The organism is Corallococcus sp. BB11-1 (assembly GCF_026626625.1).
In the GTDB taxonomy this organism is placed as follows: Bacteria; Myxococcota; Myxococcia; order Myxococcales; family Myxococcaceae; genus Corallococcus; species Corallococcus soli.
Genome location: NZ_JAPNJY010000028.1, coordinates 79967 through 96041 on the forward strand (window position 1 = coordinate 79967; position 16075 = coordinate 96041).

Sequence of the window (16075 nt, forward strand, 5' to 3'; positions counted from 1 at the left end):
ATGCGTCGCCTGCGTCTCAGCGGAAGGAAGTGGGTGGGGGTGGTGCTGGCGGGGCTCGTGCTTCTGGGCACGGGCCTCGCGGCGGCCTGGTGGGTGCCGCTGCCGGAGCGGCTGTCCGCGCCCCCCTCGGTGGTGATGGCGTACCGGGATGGCTCGCCCGCGCACGTCTTCCTCGCCCCGGACGAGCGGTGGCGCATCCCCGCGCCGAAGGACCGCGTCGACCGGGCCTACGTCCGCGCCCTGCTGGCGCTGGAGGACAAGCGCTTCTTCCAGCACCCGGGCGTGGATCCGCTGGCGGCCCTGCGCGCCGCCGGCCTCAACCTGAGCCGGGGGCGGCGGGTGTCGGGCGCCTCCACGCTGACGATGCAATTGGTGCGCGTGCTGGAGCCACGGCCGCGCACGTTCACCTCCAAGGTCGTGGAGTCGTTCCGCGCCGCGCAGCTGGAGGTGCGGTTGTCGAAGCAGGAGGTGCTGGAGGCGTACCTCCAGTTCGTGCCCTACGGCCGCAACATGGAGGGCGTGGAGGCGGCGGCGCTCGCGTACTTCGGGCACACCGCCGCGCACCTGAGTCCGGCGGAGATCGCCACGCTGCTGGCGGTGCCGCAGAACCCGAACCGGCGCTATCCCTCGCCGGAGAACGCGGCCCGGTTGCGCTCGGCGCGGGACGACATCGCCCGGAGGTTGCTGGCGTCGGGCGGCCTGGGCGTGGAAGGGGTGGCGTCCGACGTGGTGCTGGAGGAGGTGCGCGCGACCGCGGTGCCGGACGTGCTGAAGCCGTTCCCCAGGCAAGCCCCGCACGCGGCGGTGTGGCTCAAGGCGCAGCGGCCGGAGGCCCTCTGGCTGCGCACGACCCTGGACGCGGGCACGCAGCGGTTCGTGGAGCGCACGCTGGAGGACTCGGCCCGGAGGCTGGAGCGGCAGGGCATCCACAACGGCGCGGTGGTGGTGGTGGACCGCGACACCGGCGAGGTGCGCGCGCTGGTGGGCAACTTCGACTTCTTCGACGGGAAGAACGGCGGACAGATTGTCGGCTTCGCCACGCCGCGCTCTCCGGGCTCGGCGCTCAAGCCGCTGCTGTACGCCCTTGGAATCGACCAGGGGATGGTGGGGCCGGAGACGCTGGTGACGGACATCCCGGTGTCGTACGGCGGCTATGCGCCGCGCAACTTCGACGGGCGCTTCCAGGGGCTGGTGCGGATGGAGTCCGCGCTGTCGCAGTCGCTCAACCTGCCGTTCGTGCGGCTTTTGGAGCGGCTGGGCGTGGAGGGCTTCCTGGGCTCGCTGCGACAGGCGGGCGTCACCAGCCTGGCGCCGCACCCGGGGCACTACGGCCTGTCCGCGGCGGTGGGCGGGCTGGAGCTCACGCCGCTGGAGCTGGCGGGCGTGTACCTGGCGCTGGCGGGGGACGGACGGGCCCGGCCGCTGCGGGTCCTGGACGATGCTCCGGCGCCGGCGAAGCAGGCCCCTTCGCTGGTGTCACCGGGCGCCGCGTGGCTGACGCGGCAGGCGCTGTCGCTGCGCGACCGGCCGGACTTCCCGGAGCGGCGGCGGCTGACGGGGCTGCCGGCGCGGGTGCACTGGAAGACGGGCACGAGCTTCGGCAACCGGGATGCGTGGGCGGCGGGCTCCGGGCCGAAGCACACGGCGGTGGTGTGGCTGGGCAACTTCAACCACGCGTCCAGCGTCCACCTGGTGGGCGCGGAGAACGCGGCGCCGCTGCTGTTCGACATCCTGGAGGGCGTGGGGCCTCGCGGCGCGCTGTTGCAGGAGGAGGACGTCGCGCCGCCCAGGGACCTGGTGCGCGTGGAGGTGTGCGCGTACTCGGGGCACCTGCCGACGGACGCGTGCGCGCAGCGCAAAACGGTGGACGCGGTGCGCACGGCGGTGCCGACGACACCGTGTCCGTATCACCACCGGGTGGAGGTGGACCTGGACTCGGGCCTGTCGGTGGGGCCGGCCTGCCGCGAGGGCCGCAGGACGGAGTCCCGCGTGTACCTGTCGTGGCCGGCCAGCCTGCGCCGCTGGCTGGCGGAGCAGCAGCGCCAGTTGCCGGAGCCGCCCCCGCTCGCGCCCGGCTGCGTCGTGGGCGGGGAGCGCGACACGCCCGTCATCGTCTCGCCGCCGGAGGGGCAGGTGGCGCTGCTCATCCCGGGCCTGTCCGCGCGGGAGCAGGAGGTACCCCTGGAAGCGGAGGCCGCGCAGGACCGCGAGCTGACCTGGTTCGTGGACGGCGCCTATCTGGGCACCGCGCGCGCCGCCGAGCGCCTCTGGTGGCGGCCGTCCGTGGGCACGCACGACATCCTCGTCACCGACGACCGGGGCCTCACCGCCCGCCGCACGCTGGTGGTGCGCGAGCGCGAATGACGCCCGGGGCGCCCGCCGCCCTCACCCCCCGGCGACGCCCGCGACCACCTGACGCGCGAGCGCCACGCCGCTGAGGAACGCGCCTTCGACGCGGGGGCCCGCGCACCAGTCCCCGCAGGCCCCAAGCCCCGTGTCCGCGTCGTACAGGGCGGGCGTGTCCAGGGGAGGGGAGGGCATGGCGAAGCGCCAGCGGTGCGCCACCGCCTCCACCGCGCGCACGTCCGTGCCCACGGCCCGGGCGAACGCCTCCACCAGCTTCGGCGCCACCTGCTCCGGCGTCTCCTCCAGGTGCGCCGCGCTGTACTCCGGCGAGCCGTGCAGCACCCACCGCTCTCCGGAGGCCCGCCCCGGCTTGCTCGCTTCGCGGGCCGCCCACGACAGCGGCGAGTCCTTCACGAACGCGCCATCCAGCGCCAGCGCCACGGGCGCCGCGAACCGCGCCATCACCGCCCAGCACGGAGTCAGCCGGGCCTCCCGCGCCCGCGCGGCCAGCGTGGGCGCGCCCTCCAGCAGGGCCACCGCTTGCGGCGCGGGCACCGCGGCCACCACCACGTCCGCCAGCCCCAGGTCCTCGCCCGAGTCCGACGTCAGCCGCCACGCCTTCCCGTCCCGCGCCACGCGCTCCACGCGGACGCCGGTGCGCACGCCCAGCCCCTCCGCGAGCACCGTCGCCAGGGTGTTCATGCCCGGCACCCCCACGTACCGCACCGACTCCTTCGACGAGGGCGTCACCGCCCCCCGCTCCAGCGTCCCGATGCGGCCCCGCCACTCCGCCGCGACGCCCACCTCCCGCCACGCGTTCACCTGCGCCTGGAAGAGCGGATCCCTCGCCGTGAAGTACTGCGCCCCGTGGTCGAACGTGCCGCCGTCCGCGTGGAGCCGCGTGGACAGCCGCCCGCCCGGCCCGCGTCCCTTGTCCAGCACCCGCACCGGGAAGCCCGCCCCCGTCAGCATCCGGGCGAGCACCAGCCCCGAAACGCCCGCGCCGATGACGGCCACTCGGGGCAGGGGACCACCAGGACGCGGCAACAGGTCATCCAGGACGCGGGAGGCGGGCATGGTCCAGGTGCTACCCCGTCCCAGCCCGCCCCGCACGCCCTCGTCGCCCCGGATGATGCCCGGCGGACAGCGGACCCTGGAGGCCCGCCGTCCGCGCGACGGCTCAGCGCACCTCCCAGCCCTTCTCGCCGCGCGCGTAGTGCCTGCCCGCGGGCAGCTCGCCGTAGAAGAGCAGGTCCTTCATGCCCACCACCGACCTGCCGTCGAACAGGCCCACCTCGCCCCTGGCGGGGAAGGTGATGCCCAGCGCGGCGCCATCCAGCCGCACCTTCTGGCCCGGCGCCACGGTGATGTCGCCCAGCACCGCGCCCGTGGGCGCCGTCACCTGCGTGGGCGCGTGGTCACTCGCCGCCAGGCTCACCCGCAGGTTCGTCGTCAGCGTCATGCCCCGGAGCGACACGGCCTGCGCGCCGTGGTTGGCCACCTCCACCCAGCCCGCGCGCGGGTCGAAGCCGTCCATCACCAGCGTGGACTCCTTCGCCGCCAGCCGCTTCACCTCCGCCTTCACGAAGTCCCGCCGCACCTGCACGAAGCGCTTCATGTACGCCTTGCCCGCGGAGAAGCGCGCGTAGTCCATGTACGGGTCGTTCTTCATGGACGCGTCCACCAGCGCGTGGAGCGCGTCGATGTACGGGTTCATCACCTCCGGCGTGAAGAGATCCTCCAGCGCCTTGTCCAGCCGCGCCTCCAGTCGGGCGCGCAGCACGGGGTTCATCACCACGCGCGTGCCCAGGTTGGAGAACACCGGCAGGTAGCCCGGGTAGCTGGCCGTCTCCAGCTTGCGCTGCTGGTACATCTTCTCCACCCAGCCATCCAGCAGCGTGAAGTTGAACAGCGGGTGCTTCATGTTGGCCGTGGACGTGGCCATGTCCGGCACGGCGTTCACGTACCACCAGCGCGCGTCCACGTTGTTCAGGTCCCACGGCACGTAGCGCCAGCGGCCGGTCACCTTGTCGTTCAGGAAGTAGCTCTCTGAATCCTCCACGTAGTTGTTGGACATCAGCGCGTCCAACACCATGGAGCGCACGTAGGACTCCACCTCCAGGTTCTTCTCCAGCGCGGTGACGAGCTCCGGCTCCGGCGTGTGGTTGATGACGTCCAGCACCGCCCAGAGCGCGTCGTTGGGCTCCTTCTCGTTCGTCTTCTTCACCCAGTCGCCCTGGTAGGGCACCTTCCACGTCTTGAACTCCGTGTCCTTCCAGCCCGCGCGGTAGATGGATGCGTCGTCATCCGGCAGGGCATGCGCCTTCAGGAAGGCCTTGTTGACCTGCTCAATCTCCAGGAACACGCCCTCGTACTGGCCATTCACCGTGAGCCGCACGAACTTCGCGGTGGACGCCGGCACCCGCATCGCCGCCAGCAGGTCGTAGGCCATCTTCTCCGCCAGCATGGTGGCGTCGGCGTACTCGGCCACGAGGTTGAGCGACGTGCGCCCCTCGAACTTGTCCTTGCCCTCGAAGCTGACGTTCCAGCTCTTCTTGGCGAAGAAGCGCGCGGAGGCGCCGCGCAGCCGCACCTTCACCGGCAGCGTCCTGCCGTTGGCCCGGAACGTCGCGTCCTGCTCCTCCGTCCACGGGTCGGCCTGGAACTTCGCCATCGCCTCGGGCGGGATGAGCAGCTCGTAGTCCGACAGCGACGTCTGCACCTTCGGCAGCGTGAAGGGCCGCTCCACCTCCGGGACGGGCGGAGGGTCCACGGGCGGCGGCTCCACCGGGGGCGGCTGCCCGGGCGGCGGCTCCTCCGGCGGCGGGCTCCCGGTCGGTGGAACCACGGGATCCGTGACGCCGGGATCCGTGATGCCGGGGTCCGTGACCACGGGAGGTGGAACGTCGGGATTCGACGCGCCGGGACCGCACGCGGCCAGCAACATCGAAAGGCTGAGGAGGAGTCGTAAACGCATCATTGCCCGTCCATGGAGCAAGGCGTGTGCCTCCCGAGCGCACCGTCGGACGGCCTCCTACACACCCCGGAGGGCAGGCAAGTGGCCCCTGCAAGTCCTCCGCGCTGGCCCGGGTGGGGAAATTCCTTGCCCACCCGGTGGGCTTCGCCGCCCCGTGCCAGGGCTGCTCGCTCGTGGGGCTGAAGCAGCGGAGCAGGCGTCCCGTTTCCCCGGGGCGGGCAGCCGGGCGGAGGCCGCCGGAGGGCGCGTTGTGCACGAAGTCCTCCGGCGCCCCTAGCTTCCTGGAAGCAGGCTGGAGGACGGCCCGAGCCCGTCCCGAACCCGTCAGGGGAGTGATGATGGAGTCCTGGAACCAGACCTCGACCGACGCCGCGCGGACCCACGCGCCCTCCACGGTGAACCGTCGCATCGACGCCCACGTGGAGTCCTGTGTCCGCTGCATGGCCGAGCGGGCGGACCGCACGGAGATGAGCCAGTACCTCGACAAGCTGGAGCGCGAGTGGGAGATGCACCGCGCCCTGGTCGTGGGGGGCTCCGCGTTGGCCCTGGCGGGCCTGCTCCTGGGCCGCCGGGATGGCCACGGCTGGCGCCTGCTCAGCGGGGCCACGCTGGTCCTGCTGCTTCAGCAGGGCATCACCGGCTTCGGGCCGCTGTCCATGGTGGTGCGCGCGCTGGGCGTGCGCACCCGCCGGGAGATCGACCTGGAGAAGTTCGCCATCAAGGCCCTGCGCGGGGACTTCGAGCGCATCCCCAACGACGGGGGGCCGCTGGCTCGCGCCAACGCCGCCCTCGTCGCCGCGCAGTCCTGAGCCCCGGGGCCTCTGCTTCGAAGGCCCGGCCCCGGGCGCCCTGGCTCAGTGCGCCAGGGGCGTGGTGTAGCCGCCGCCCAGCGAAGGCATCAGGGAGAAGCTCGGCGCGGTGGCGACCGCCTTCTTGCCGGTGTCCTTCTGGTCGAAGAAGCCGTTGAGGCCGGCGACGCCGATGGAGAAGTTCGTCACCCAGCCCTCGTCGGGCTTGCCGGCGGCCGCCTTGATGTCGAACGGCCGCGCGAAGTGCAGGCGCAGCAGCAGGGGCCCCAGCGACAGGTTGACGCCGATGACGGCGTTGAGCACGCGGTGGTCCCAGAGGTCGCGCGTCCCGTCGCCCACGCCGCCCGCGTCGATGGCGGCGATGGCCTCCAGGTCGCTCAGGAAGGCCACCCGGATGATGTCGTTGAGGGGCAGCTGCGCCTCCAGCGTGGAGTAGACGAAGTGCTGGCCCAGCAGCCACTCCTCGTCGCCGAAGTTCACGCCGCGCAGGGTGTCGAAGCTGGACAGGTAGTAGGAGCGCGCGTACCGGCCGCCCACCGTGCTGCCGCCGCCCAGGCGGACGAAGATGTTGCTGCGGCCGTAGATGGGGAAGTACCGCTCCATGTCCAAGCGCATGTTGCCGTACGCCTGCCCGTCGAAGGGCTGCACGCCGGCGGTGGCCTCCAACAGGATGGAGCTGCCCGCGAGCGGCCCCGTCGCGTAGTGGTACTTGAGGCTGTCGTAGCCGACGCGGCCGCTCAGCTCCGTCTGGAAGCGCACGTGCTGGTTGTCCGCCCGCCACGCGGACAGCAGCTCCATGTTCGACTCGTTGCGCTCCGGGAACGCCAGGTAGAACTCGTTGTAGTCGTCCAGGAAGTACTTGGTGCCGCCGATGCTCAGGTCGCCCTGCACGTAGAAGAAGGTGCTGAGCGGGTAGCGCAGGCTGCCCAGCGCGCCGAAGTAGCGCTCCGACGAGATGAAGAACGGCCGCTGCTCCGGCGGCAGGTCGTCGAACGTCTTGTCGATGCGGAAGCGCAGCGACTGGAAGATGCCGCCGCCCCACGTCGTGCGCTTCTCGTCGTTGATGTAGAGCAGGAGGCCGTCCGTCAGCTCGAACGAGCCGTACACCGCCAGCGACAGCACCATCTGGTGGTCGCGCAGCCGGTCCGACGCGGACGCGAACACCTGGCCCACGAAGCCGCCGCCGCCCGCGCCCGCGAAGCCGAAGATGGGCCCCAGCTCGATGTTCTCTCGCGTGAAGGGCCGGTAGTCCTGCGCGTCGGTGAGCGGCCGGATGGCCATGGGGGAGGGCGGATCCGCCTGCGGCGCCTTGGGGTCCTCCAGCGACAGCATGCGCGGCGGGCGCAGCAGGGACGGCTTCCGCTGACCGGACATGTGGAAGAGCATCCACAGGCCCCCGTCGGGGCCGGGGCCCGGCTCGAAGACGCCCGTCGTCAGGTCGGTGCGCCGCACGACGCGCCCATCCGCCAGCAGCTCGTGCAGGTCGGAGCTGCTCTGGTTGTAGGCCACGAAGAACACGCGCCCGTCCGGCAGCGCCAGCGGATCCGCCTGGTCGCGCTCCTCGGTGGTGAGCCGCTCGGCCTGCCCCGCGGGCGCGTCCGGCTTCACGCGGAAGAGGTTGTACTTGCGGTGCGACGTGGCGTCGGACGTGTAGACGATGCCGGCCGGGCCCCAGGTGAGCTGCCGCTCGGCGAACACGTCGTCGGTCAGCTGCCGGGCCTTCGCGTCGGGCCCCTGGGACAGGTCCACCACGTACACGTCGCGAAGGCCGGAGTCGTTGATGCCGATGAACGCGAGGAAGCGGCCGTCCGGGGAGAAGGCCGGCGAATAGATGGCCAGCACGCCCTGCTTGTCGATGCGGTACTGGCGCCGGTCGCCCAGCTCCAGCTTCACGGTGAGGCCCACCTCCCGCCCGATGCCGGTGCGGACCGCCGAGCGCCTCACCAGCACGTCCGTGGACTTCCGCTCCTGGAGGTGCACGTAGTCCTGCACGTACAGCACGTCCCGGCCGGTGCGCTCCGCCACGAACGCGAGCTTGTCCTTGGTCAGCGCGAAGTTGCGTCCCGACACCGGGTGCAGCGACTCCACGCCCGGCACTCCGTCGCCCGCCACCTTGACGGTCTTCTCCGGCGCGCGCGGATCCACCAGGTACAGCCGGCTCTCGCCCGTCTCCGGCACGATGGTGCGCAGGGCCAGCACGTTGCCGTCCGGGCCGCTCGTCATCGCGGTGACGATTCCGGGCGTCTCATCCAGCGAGTCCAGCGCGGGCGCCGTCTGCGCGGAGTCCAGGTAGGACTTGAACGAGCGGCGCTTGAGCCAGTTCTCGAAGCGCGCGGAGATGCGCTTGGGATCATCCCCGGTCAGCCGCTCCAGCAGCTCCTCGAACTTGAGCGACGGCGCGTCGCGCGAGCCGCCCACCAGCCGGGGCGCCTCCTCCAGCAGGCGCTGGGTGATGCCCGCGCCGTACTCCTCCTCCAGGAACGCCACGCGCGCCTGTCCGACCTTGTAGATCCACAGGAAGCCGTAGGGCCCGGGGGAGAAGAAGTCGAGGAAGGCGTAGCCCTTCATCAGGTCCGGGTTGACCAGCAGGTCCCGCACCAGCATCTCCGCCTCGGGATCCAGCCCGCGCTTGGCGTAGTACTCGGCCAGCCCTTCGATGAACCACAGCGGGTAGCCGCCCAGCGGATCCCCGAACGCCTTGGCCTGCTCGGCCACGGTGCGCACCTTCTGGATGGTGAACTGGTGCGCCATCTCGTGCGTGCTGATCTCATCGAACAGGTGGTGGTCGCCCAGGTACGGCAGCGACAGCTTCAGGTCCTCGGTGCTGGTGACGCCCAGCGTTCCTTCGGAGACGGCGAACACGTTCGTCTGGAGGAACTCCGCGTAGCTGCTGTAGAGGATGTACGGGAACGTCTCCGTGGGGACGTACTTGAACTGCTCCACCAGGTACCGGTAGCCCTCCTCGATGATGGGCGCGGCGCGCTCGGCCACCTCGCGCTCGCGTTCATAGAAGTAGAAGCGCACGCCGCCCGTCTTGGCGCCCAGGTCCTTCGCGTAGGTGTAGTTGAAGCCGCCGTCCGCGCCGCCCAGCATCAGCGGGGCCCCGGAGAAGGTCGTGCCGCCGTCGTTGGCGACCATGCCCGCGACCGTGCCCGCGTCACCCGCCGTGCCGCCGTCCGCCAGCGCCACCACGCCCGGGGGCGGGATGCCGCCGTCCTGGAGGCCGACGACGCTCGGAGGACCGCTGCCCCCATCCGTCTGCCCCATGTCGGTCGCGACGCCCGCTGGCACCGCGCTGCCCGGGCCCGGAGGCGTCGTGCTCACCTGCCCGGAGGGGGTGACCTCCGGCCCGCCCGGCGGAGACTGGGTGTCGCCCGTCTGCGGCGACACGGTGGGCGCCTGGGGAATGGCGCCGCCCTGCGTGCCGGCGGGCTGATCATGCGCGGTGCCCGTGGTGGGCTTGGCGACACCGGTCGCGCCAGGGCCCACGAGGATGTCGATGTGCCGCCACTCGAACTCGTAGCTGTTCACGGGCGTCTTCCCCGAGCGGCGGGGGATGACGAAGACCTGGGCGAGCACGAGCTCCGGAAGGAGCAGGGCCAGCAGCACGGCGACCACGTGCGGACGGGGGTTCAAAAAGCACCTCGTAAGGCGAGGAGACAGGCGTATCAGGGGCCCGGCAGGAGGCTCCCTCTCCCACCGGAAACGCACAAGCGGTTCATTTGTTTCTTTGCGTGACGGTGGACGTCCGGGGTGTTCACCCTCCGCGCGCTGCAGGGGGCTTGGCTCCGGTCGGGATCGCCCGGTATGGAGGAGGGAATGAACCGTCTCCCCCTCCTGGCCGCCACCGTGTTCCTTGCCGTCGGCTGCGGCAATACCGACGATTCCGACAACAAAGCCGAGTGTCAGGTTGAAGCCATCGACCTGTCGGGTTGTGACCGCTCGACCCTGTCCGTCGTCCAACCCGAAGGCATCTGGAACACCAACATCGCCTTCGAGGACGGCTACATCGGCCCGTCCTCCATCCGCTTCTCGCCCGGGGATCCGCTGCTCATCGGCCTGACGATGACGACGAAGCAGATCTCCCCGGACACCTTCTACCTGGCCAGCGACGTGACGGGCTCGGATGGCGGGGCGGTGCGCTACGCGTTCTCCGCCTGCAAGGCCTCGGGCCCGGGGCAGGTGCAGGGCGTGGTGCGCGTGTGCGTCAACGGCGCGAAGACGCGTCAGGGCACGTTCACCGCCACGCGCGTGGTGCGGCGCGAAGGCGAAGCGGAGGCCGACCGCGTGGAGCTGCTGGGCCAGGTGGCCCTGCCGCGAGGCCGGCCCACGGGCCTGGTGGCGGCGGGCGGCTACGCCTACGTGATGGCGCGCGAAGAGGGCCTGTTCGTCTACGACGTGAAGGACCCCGCGCGCCCCACGCTGGTGTCCGAGCAGAAGTTCGCCAACGAGATCTTCACCACGGGCCTCGTCTCCGGCACGACGCTCTACGTGGGCACGTACGCCAGGGGCCTGCGCATCTGCGACCTGACGGCCAACCCCGCGGTCCCCGTCTGCGACAAGACGATCCTCGCGGACGGGCCGGTGCGGGTGGACGCCCTCACGAAGGACGGCAACCTGCTCTACGTGGCCTCGCCCGCGCCGAAGTCGGACGTCATCATCCTGGACGTGACCCAGCCGCTCGCGCCGTCGCTGGTGGTGCGCTACACGGTGGAGGGCTCGTCGCCCTCCCTGGGAGAGTACCCCTACTCGCTGGCCGCCCTGGACAACCGCCTGTACGTGAGCAACTGGAGCTACGGAGTCTCGGTGACGGACGTCACCGACGTGGCGACGAAGAAGGCACCCAAGCTGGTGGGCCGCTACGGCGGGCCCGCGACCAGCGCCCTGGCGGTGGGGAAGATTGGCACCGCCACCGCCGTGTTCCAGGGCTCCGACGCGTGGGGCTCCTCGCTCCTGGCGCTGGACGCCACCAACCCGGAGGCCATCGTCCAGCGCGGGGCGCTGGCGCTGCGGCCGGAGGCCTCACTGGGCGGCCTGACGCTGTCGGGGACGTCGCTCTACGTGGCCAACTACCAGGACGGCCTGCGCGTCTACGACGTGTCCTCGCTGGGGACGCCGAAGCCCGCTGGGTACTTCAACACCTGGAGCGAAACCGACGCGGGCCGGGGCCTGAGCTACTTCGAGGGCCTCCAGGGCGTTCACGTCGCGGACGGGCTGGTGTATGGGTGGGACACGACGCGCGGGCTGCTCATCTTCCGCCATACCCCGTGACGCCAAGGCCGCATCATGACCCAGGTGAAAGAGGGATGTGGTCGTTGCCAGACCCTGCCAGCGCCGCCCGAAGGGCCTGGGCGGCTCTTCCTGTGGCCGCCGCTGGGCCACAGCCTCGGCAAGCTGGTGGCGCACCTTCGTGACTCCGGTGGGCCCTACCAGCTTCGCCCCGACGCGCACTGTGTCGTGGTGGGCATGGGGGAAGGGGACCTGGGGCGGCTGTCCGCGCAGCTCCCCGACGTGCTGACGGCGGAGGAGGTCCGGGGCACGCGGGCCCTCTTCGTCCCGGGCGACACGGAGCCGGGGATGGCGGACTTCCCGCGCGTGGACTCGCTGCAGCGCTTCACGATGCTGCAGCAGTCGGGGTGGCTGGTGGACATGCTGGCCGAGTCACGGCTCACCACGTTCTTCCAGCCCATCGTCCATGCGCGGGACACGTCCTCCATCTTCGCGCACGAAGCGCTGATGCGAGGCCGCGACCGGGATGGCGCGCTGGTGTCCCCGGCGCGGATGCTGGACACGGCCCGGGAGGCGGACCTGCTGTTCCAGTTGGACCTGGCCGCGCGCACCACCACCATCCGCGAGGCGGTGCGCCACCAGCTGCGCACGCACCTGTTCATCAACTTCACGCCCACGGCCATCTACGATCCGGCCTACTGCCTGCGCTCCACGGTGGCGGCCATCCGCGAGGCGGGCATCCCGGAAGAGCACGTCGTCTTCGAGATCATCGAATCCGACCGGTCCGCGAACGCCGAGCACCTGCGCGCCATCGTCGACTTCTACCGGAAGGCGGGCTTCAAGGTGGCGTTGGACGACCTGGGTGCGGGCTACTCCTCGCTGAACCTCCTGCACCAGCTGCGTCCGGAGTTCATGAAGCTGGACATGGAGCTGGTGCGCGGCGTCCACGCGGATCCCTACAAGGCGTCCATCGTGCAGAAGCTGCTGGAGATCGCCCGGCAGCTGGGGATCCAGACGGTGGCCGAGGGCATTGAAACGCCCGAGGAGCTCTCCTGGGTGCGCCGGCACGGCGTGGACTTCGTGCAGGGCTACCTCATCGCGAAGCCCGCGGGCGCGCCGGCGAAGGCCACCCCGCGCCTCAACGATTGAGCAGGACGTTGGACGACCCTGGACGGTCCAGGCTCGCGGCGCGCATCAGCCGCAGCTCCTCGCCGGCCGTCTGCAGGGCGATGCGCGCGGCGTAGACGTCCCGGCGTCCGGCGGCATCCCGCGCCAGGGCAATCTGCGCGCGGGCCCGCTGCGAGTGGACGACGACCATGCCCTGGCCTTCGGCCGACGCGTTCGCGCCCACCACGGAGAAGTCCTGGTCGGCGATGCTCAGCGCGTTGTCCACGCCCAGCTCACCCTGCTCGAGCGCCTGATCCGCCGCGAGCATCCACTGGCCCGCGGATTGGATCCGCGCCAGCCGTTGCTGCCGGGAGCGCTCGCTCTCGTAGGCGCGCTGCTCGTGCGCATCCACCTGGGACTGCACGGACTGGGTGCGCTCGGTGGCCAGGGCGTCCCGCTCCTCCATCTCCTGCTCGAGCTGCGCGATGCGCTCACGAAGCCGGTTCACCTCCTCGTTCGGATTCGCCGCGTTGGGAGCCCCGGAGGCCGCCGTGCCCGCCGCGGCCTGCGTCCCCTGGACCGGCGTCGTGGCGGCGGAGCCCACCAGGTCTGGCGCCGCCTGGACCGGCGTCGCTGACGCGGAGCCCGTCTGCTCCGGTGCCCCCTGGACGGACGGCGCCGTGGCGCTCGCGCCCGCCTGATTCGGCGCGGGAGCTGCCGAGGAGGTGTTGTCCGCTGGGGCCTGCGCGGGAGCGCCCGTCGAGGGCGCGGGAGGGGGCGTGCTCGAAGTCCCGGTGTCCGTCGTGCCGGAAGCACCGGCGCCACCGGTCCCCGGCTCCTGCACCGTCACCTGGGACGAATCGAGCGGGACTTCACCCGTCCCGCCCGTGGGGGCCTGGGACGCGGGACTCGCGGGCGCCGCGCCCGTGTCCACGGTGCCGCCGAAGCCCGCTTCGCCAACGTTGGTGGGGCCTGACGTGGGAGAAGTCCCCGCCGCGCCCGCGCCCACGGTGTCCTGCCCCGCCGTGGTCCCTCCCTCGGTCGAAGCCGTGCCGGCCGCGCCCGAGCCGCCCGTGCCCGACGGAGCTTCCTGGCGCGGGGCCTCCGTGTCGGAAGGCTCGCCGGTGTCGGGCTGCGATTCGAAGATCGTGGGGACGGGGGGCGCCACGTAGGTCCGCGACTGCTCCGTCGCGACCTCGCCCGCGTTGATGGGCGGGCTGCCGTCGGGCAGCAACGGCGTGAGCGGATACGCCCCTTGCGAAGGGTCGGTCGGTCCCTGGAGCCCATAGCCCTGCGGAGGCCGGGCCCCATCTGCGTCCTCCGCGGCCTGCTCATAGGCGTCCTGGAGTGCCGCCGCGGCGGGATCCCGCACGGAGGGATCCTCCGGGGGCAGGGGCTCTACGTCCTGAGACTGTCCAAGGCTCAATCCCGCGACGATGGCGATCCAGAGGCGCATGACAGGAAGGTGTTCACGCGCGAACGCTTCCACATCACCCCGGGGCTCCTCCGCCCGCTGGCCCGCCGGGAAGGCGACCCGGGCTCATGGCGGACCGCGCTGGCCCGGAGCGCGTCCGCCGCGGATCCTGCGGTCCCTTCAGCTCCCGCGCCGTCGGCGGATCAGCGACCGTAGGAAAGCGCTCGCGGCCCGCCGGAAGAACGGCGGACCGCGAGCAGGGGAGGGAAGACGCAGGAACTAGTAGGTCTTCGGCGAGCTGCTGGTGTCGTGCGTGTTGGCGCCGGTGTCCGGATTCAGGCTGGAGTCGCTGCCGGTGCCGCCCGTGCCCTCGTTGATGGACGAGTCCGGCGACATCACGTCGCTGCCCGAGCCCCCCGTGCCCTGGTTCAGCGAGATGCTGGTCGCCATGTTCTTCTCGTCCTTCACCTGGAAGCTGGCGCGGATCTCCTGCCCCTCCTTCAGGCTCTTGGCGTTCTTCAGGCTGGGGTCGGTGAACTGGGTCTTGCTATCGATGTCCAGCGGGACCACCGCGCCGTTCGCGCTGCTGATGTAGACCTTCTTGCTCTCGCTCTTGACGACCTTGCCCGTGAGCTCGTTCGCCCCGGTCATGGCCGACGACTGGGCCGCGGATCCCGAACCGCCCATGGCGTCGGTGCTCCCCATGCTGTCGGTGGAGCCCTGCATGCTACCGCCCGACTCGATCCGCCCCGGACTTCCCTGTGCCGGCGTGGACGTCGACGGCTGCTGCGAAGGCTGCGTGGTGCTGTCCTGGGCGAAGGCCACGCCAGAACCCAGCAACGCCACGGACGCGAAAACCCCGATGAGCTTCTTCATGGAATCTCTCCCGGATGATGTGAGTGCGACGGGGCGGACGCCCCCGTTGGGAAAAAGCTAGGGGCGGTGGGGGAGGGTGACAGGCCGGGGGGGGAAGACCGCGTGCGTGCCCGTCCGCTCCCCGGCCCATGGGACGAGGTCTGGACGCGACAGCCGGCCTTACTGCCGACGCGTGGGGTGCTTGATGCCGGTGACGGATTCCCTTAGCGTCCCTGGCAAAAGAGCAGGAGCCGGCCGCACGGTCGGTCTCCCGCCAGGAGATCGTGACCTCGATGCCCCCGCCCGCCAGGACCTCCGCGCCGCCCTCTCCCCCGGAGCTGCCCATGCCCTCCTACCCCGCCGTCGAGACCTTCATCGAAAAGGCCTCCGCCGACGACGTCCAGGCGCTCTTCGCGCCCGTGAAGGAGGGCCTCGCCGGCCTCAAGGGGCCGCGCGCGGAGACCGGCAAGAAGGCGCAGGCTGCGATCGCGCGGGCCGAGGAGCTGCTGACCATGCTCGTGGACGTCCGCGAGAAGCTCGTCGCCGAGTCCAAGCAGCCCAAGGGCCGGAAATAACAGGCGTTTCGGGGGCCTGGACGATTTCTTGTCACCAGCAGGCAACACCCGGCTGGCATCCCCGATAATCCATTGAAAGAGCCGAGGGATGATCCCAGGCTCACCTTTAATTCGCTGGCAGCAGCGCGGAGGCTGAAAATGGGCGTCAAGATCGACAGCGGCATGATGGGTCCGAACCTGCGTATGAACACCCAGATGACCACGGCTCGGCAGACGCCGAACACGAGCTTTGGCGCGCGCGTCCAGAACGGCCTGAACAACGCCGCGGGCGTCGTGGGCGCGGGCGTGGGCTCCGTGGCCGGCTTCGTGCCGGGCGCGGGCATCGTCTCCGCCGCGGTCTCCTCCGCGCAGACCTTCTCCGGCGCCGCGGGCTCCGGCATGGCGGGCGGCCCCTACGCGGGCGTGATGAACACCGGCTCCGGCGCGGTGCCCACCACGTCCATGCCCGGCACGGGCGCGGGCATCCCGGGCACGGGCGGCTCCTCCTCGCTGGGCACCAGCGTTGGCGGCGGCGTCGGCGGCGCGGGCGGCGTGAGCGACTCGCTCACGAACAATGGCAGCCTGAAGGCCATGATGGACGACAACGTCAAGCTGCTGAACATGCAGTCGGCCATGCAGCACGAGTCGCAGCTCTTCACGGCGGTTTCCAACGTGATGAAGTCGCGGCACGATACGACCAAGAACTCCATCGGCAACATCCGCTAGTCTTCGGACTTCAGCGGACAAACTGACCGGTGCAAGGAAGGCGGCCCTCGACGGCCGC

General features: G+C 71.2%; 11 protein-coding genes. 6 read left to right on the forward strand and 5 right to left on the reverse strand.

What is annotated here, in order from left to right:
• A complete protein-coding gene (gene pbpC, locus OV207_RS21845) occupies positions 1-2364 on the forward strand; it encodes a penicillin-binding protein 1C (protein WP_267557054.1) in 2364 nt (787 codons plus the stop codon).
• Positions 2365-2385: 21 nt separating this feature from the next.
• Here the strand turns inward: pbpC and OV207_RS21850 are convergent, their stop codons facing one another.
• Both OV207_RS21850 and OV207_RS21855 read right to left on the reverse strand, forming a co-directional pair.
• Positions 2386-3423 (reverse strand): NAD(P)/FAD-dependent oxidoreductase, encoded by a 1038-nt coding sequence (locus OV207_RS21850; protein WP_267557056.1) that lies wholly within the window; start codon positions 3421-3423, stop codon positions 2386-2388.
• A 103-nt stretch (positions 3424-3526) separates the two neighbouring features.
• Positions 3527-5326: a CotH kinase family protein gene (locus tag OV207_RS21855; RefSeq protein WP_267557057.1), complete on the reverse strand. Its 1800-nt coding sequence runs from the start codon at positions 5324-5326 to the stop codon at positions 3527-3529.
• Between the two features lie 332 nt (positions 5327-5658).
• Here OV207_RS21855 and OV207_RS21860 point away from each other — a divergent pair, with 332 nt between their 5' ends.
• Positions 5659-6132: a hypothetical protein gene (locus OV207_RS21860; protein ID WP_227027618.1), complete on the forward strand. Its 474-nt coding sequence runs from the start codon at positions 5659-5661 to the stop codon at positions 6130-6132.
• Between the two features lie 45 nt (positions 6133-6177).
• On the opposite strand, the gene OV207_RS21865 is transcribed toward OV207_RS21860, so the two are convergent.
• Positions 6178-9768 (reverse strand): tolB protein precursor protein, encoded by a 3591-nt coding sequence (locus OV207_RS21865; RefSeq protein WP_267557059.1) that lies wholly within the window; start codon positions 9766-9768, stop codon positions 6178-6180.
• A gap of 183 nt (positions 9769-9951) precedes the next feature.
• Between OV207_RS21865 and OV207_RS21870 the strand changes: the two genes are divergently transcribed.
• On the forward strand, positions 9952-11403 hold the full coding sequence (locus tag OV207_RS21870) for an LVIVD repeat-containing protein (RefSeq protein WP_267557060.1): 1452 nt from the start codon (positions 9952-9954) through the stop codon (positions 11401-11403).
• Positions 11404-11418: 15 nt separating this feature from the next.
• Positions 11419-12510, forward strand: coding sequence for an EAL domain-containing protein (locus tag OV207_RS21875; protein ID WP_267557061.1), 1092 nt, complete (start codon positions 11419-11421; stop codon positions 12508-12510).
• On the opposite strand, the gene OV207_RS21880 is transcribed toward OV207_RS21875, so the two are convergent.
• Together OV207_RS21880 and OV207_RS21885 are read right to left on the reverse strand one after the other, a co-directional pair.
• Entirely contained in the window at positions 12500-13924 is a 1425-nt protein-coding gene (locus OV207_RS21880; protein WP_267557062.1) for a hypothetical protein, read from the reverse strand. The two genes, OV207_RS21875 and OV207_RS21880, sit on opposite strands and share 11 nt — an antisense overlap.
• 237 nt (positions 13925-14161) lie before the next feature.
• Complete coding sequence (locus OV207_RS21885; protein WP_193428332.1) at positions 14162-14758, reverse strand: hypothetical protein; 597 nt, start codon at positions 14756-14758, stop codon at positions 14162-14164.
• Between the two features lie 272 nt (positions 14759-15030).
• On the opposite strand from OV207_RS21885, the gene OV207_RS21890 reads away from it, so the two are divergent.
• Both OV207_RS21890 and OV207_RS21895 read left to right on the forward strand, forming a co-directional pair.
• Entirely contained in the window at positions 15031-15312 is a 282-nt protein-coding gene (locus OV207_RS21890) for a hypothetical protein (protein WP_193428512.1), read from the forward strand.
• A gap of 138 nt (positions 15313-15450) precedes the next feature.
• On the forward strand, positions 15451-16017 hold the full coding sequence (locus OV207_RS21895) for a hypothetical protein (protein ID WP_193428331.1): 567 nt from the start codon (positions 15451-15453) through the stop codon (positions 16015-16017).
• Positions 16018-16075: the final 58 nt, after the last annotated feature.

Bases quoted from the DNA above. Each gene is read 5' to 3' on its own strand.
- OV207_RS21860 (WP_227027618.1), top strand. From the start codon at position 5,659: ATGATGGAGTCCTGGAACCAGACCTCGACCGACGCCGCGCGGACCCAC.
- OV207_RS21895 (WP_193428331.1), top strand. From the start codon at position 15,451: ATGGGCGTCAAGATCGACAGCGGCATGATGGGTCCGAACCTGCGTATG.
- OV207_RS21880 (WP_267557062.1), bottom strand. From the start codon at position 13,924: ATGCGCCTCTGGATCGCCATCGTCGCGGGATTGAGCCTTGGACAGTCT.
- OV207_RS21850 (WP_267557056.1), bottom strand. From the start codon at position 3,423: ATGCCCGCCTCCCGCGTCCTGGATGACCTGTTGCCGCGTCCTGGTGGT.
- OV207_RS21890 (WP_193428512.1), top strand. From the start codon at position 15,031: ATGCCCCCGCCCGCCAGGACCTCCGCGCCGCCCTCTCCCCCGGAGCTG.
- OV207_RS21875 (WP_267557061.1), top strand. From the start codon at position 11,419: ATGACCCAGGTGAAAGAGGGATGTGGTCGTTGCCAGACCCTGCCAGCG.
- OV207_RS21870 (WP_267557060.1), top strand. From the start codon at position 9,952: ATGAACCGTCTCCCCCTCCTGGCCGCCACCGTGTTCCTTGCCGTCGGC.
- pbpC (WP_267557054.1), top strand. From the start codon at position 1: ATGCGTCGCCTGCGTCTCAGCGGAAGGAAGTGGGTGGGGGTGGTGCTG.
- OV207_RS21885 (WP_193428332.1), bottom strand. From the start codon at position 14,758: ATGAAGAAGCTCATCGGGGTTTTCGCGTCCGTGGCGTTGCTGGGTTCT.
- OV207_RS21855 (WP_267557057.1), bottom strand. From the start codon at position 5,326: ATGATGCGTTTACGACTCCTCCTCAGCCTTTCGATGTTGCTGGCCGCG.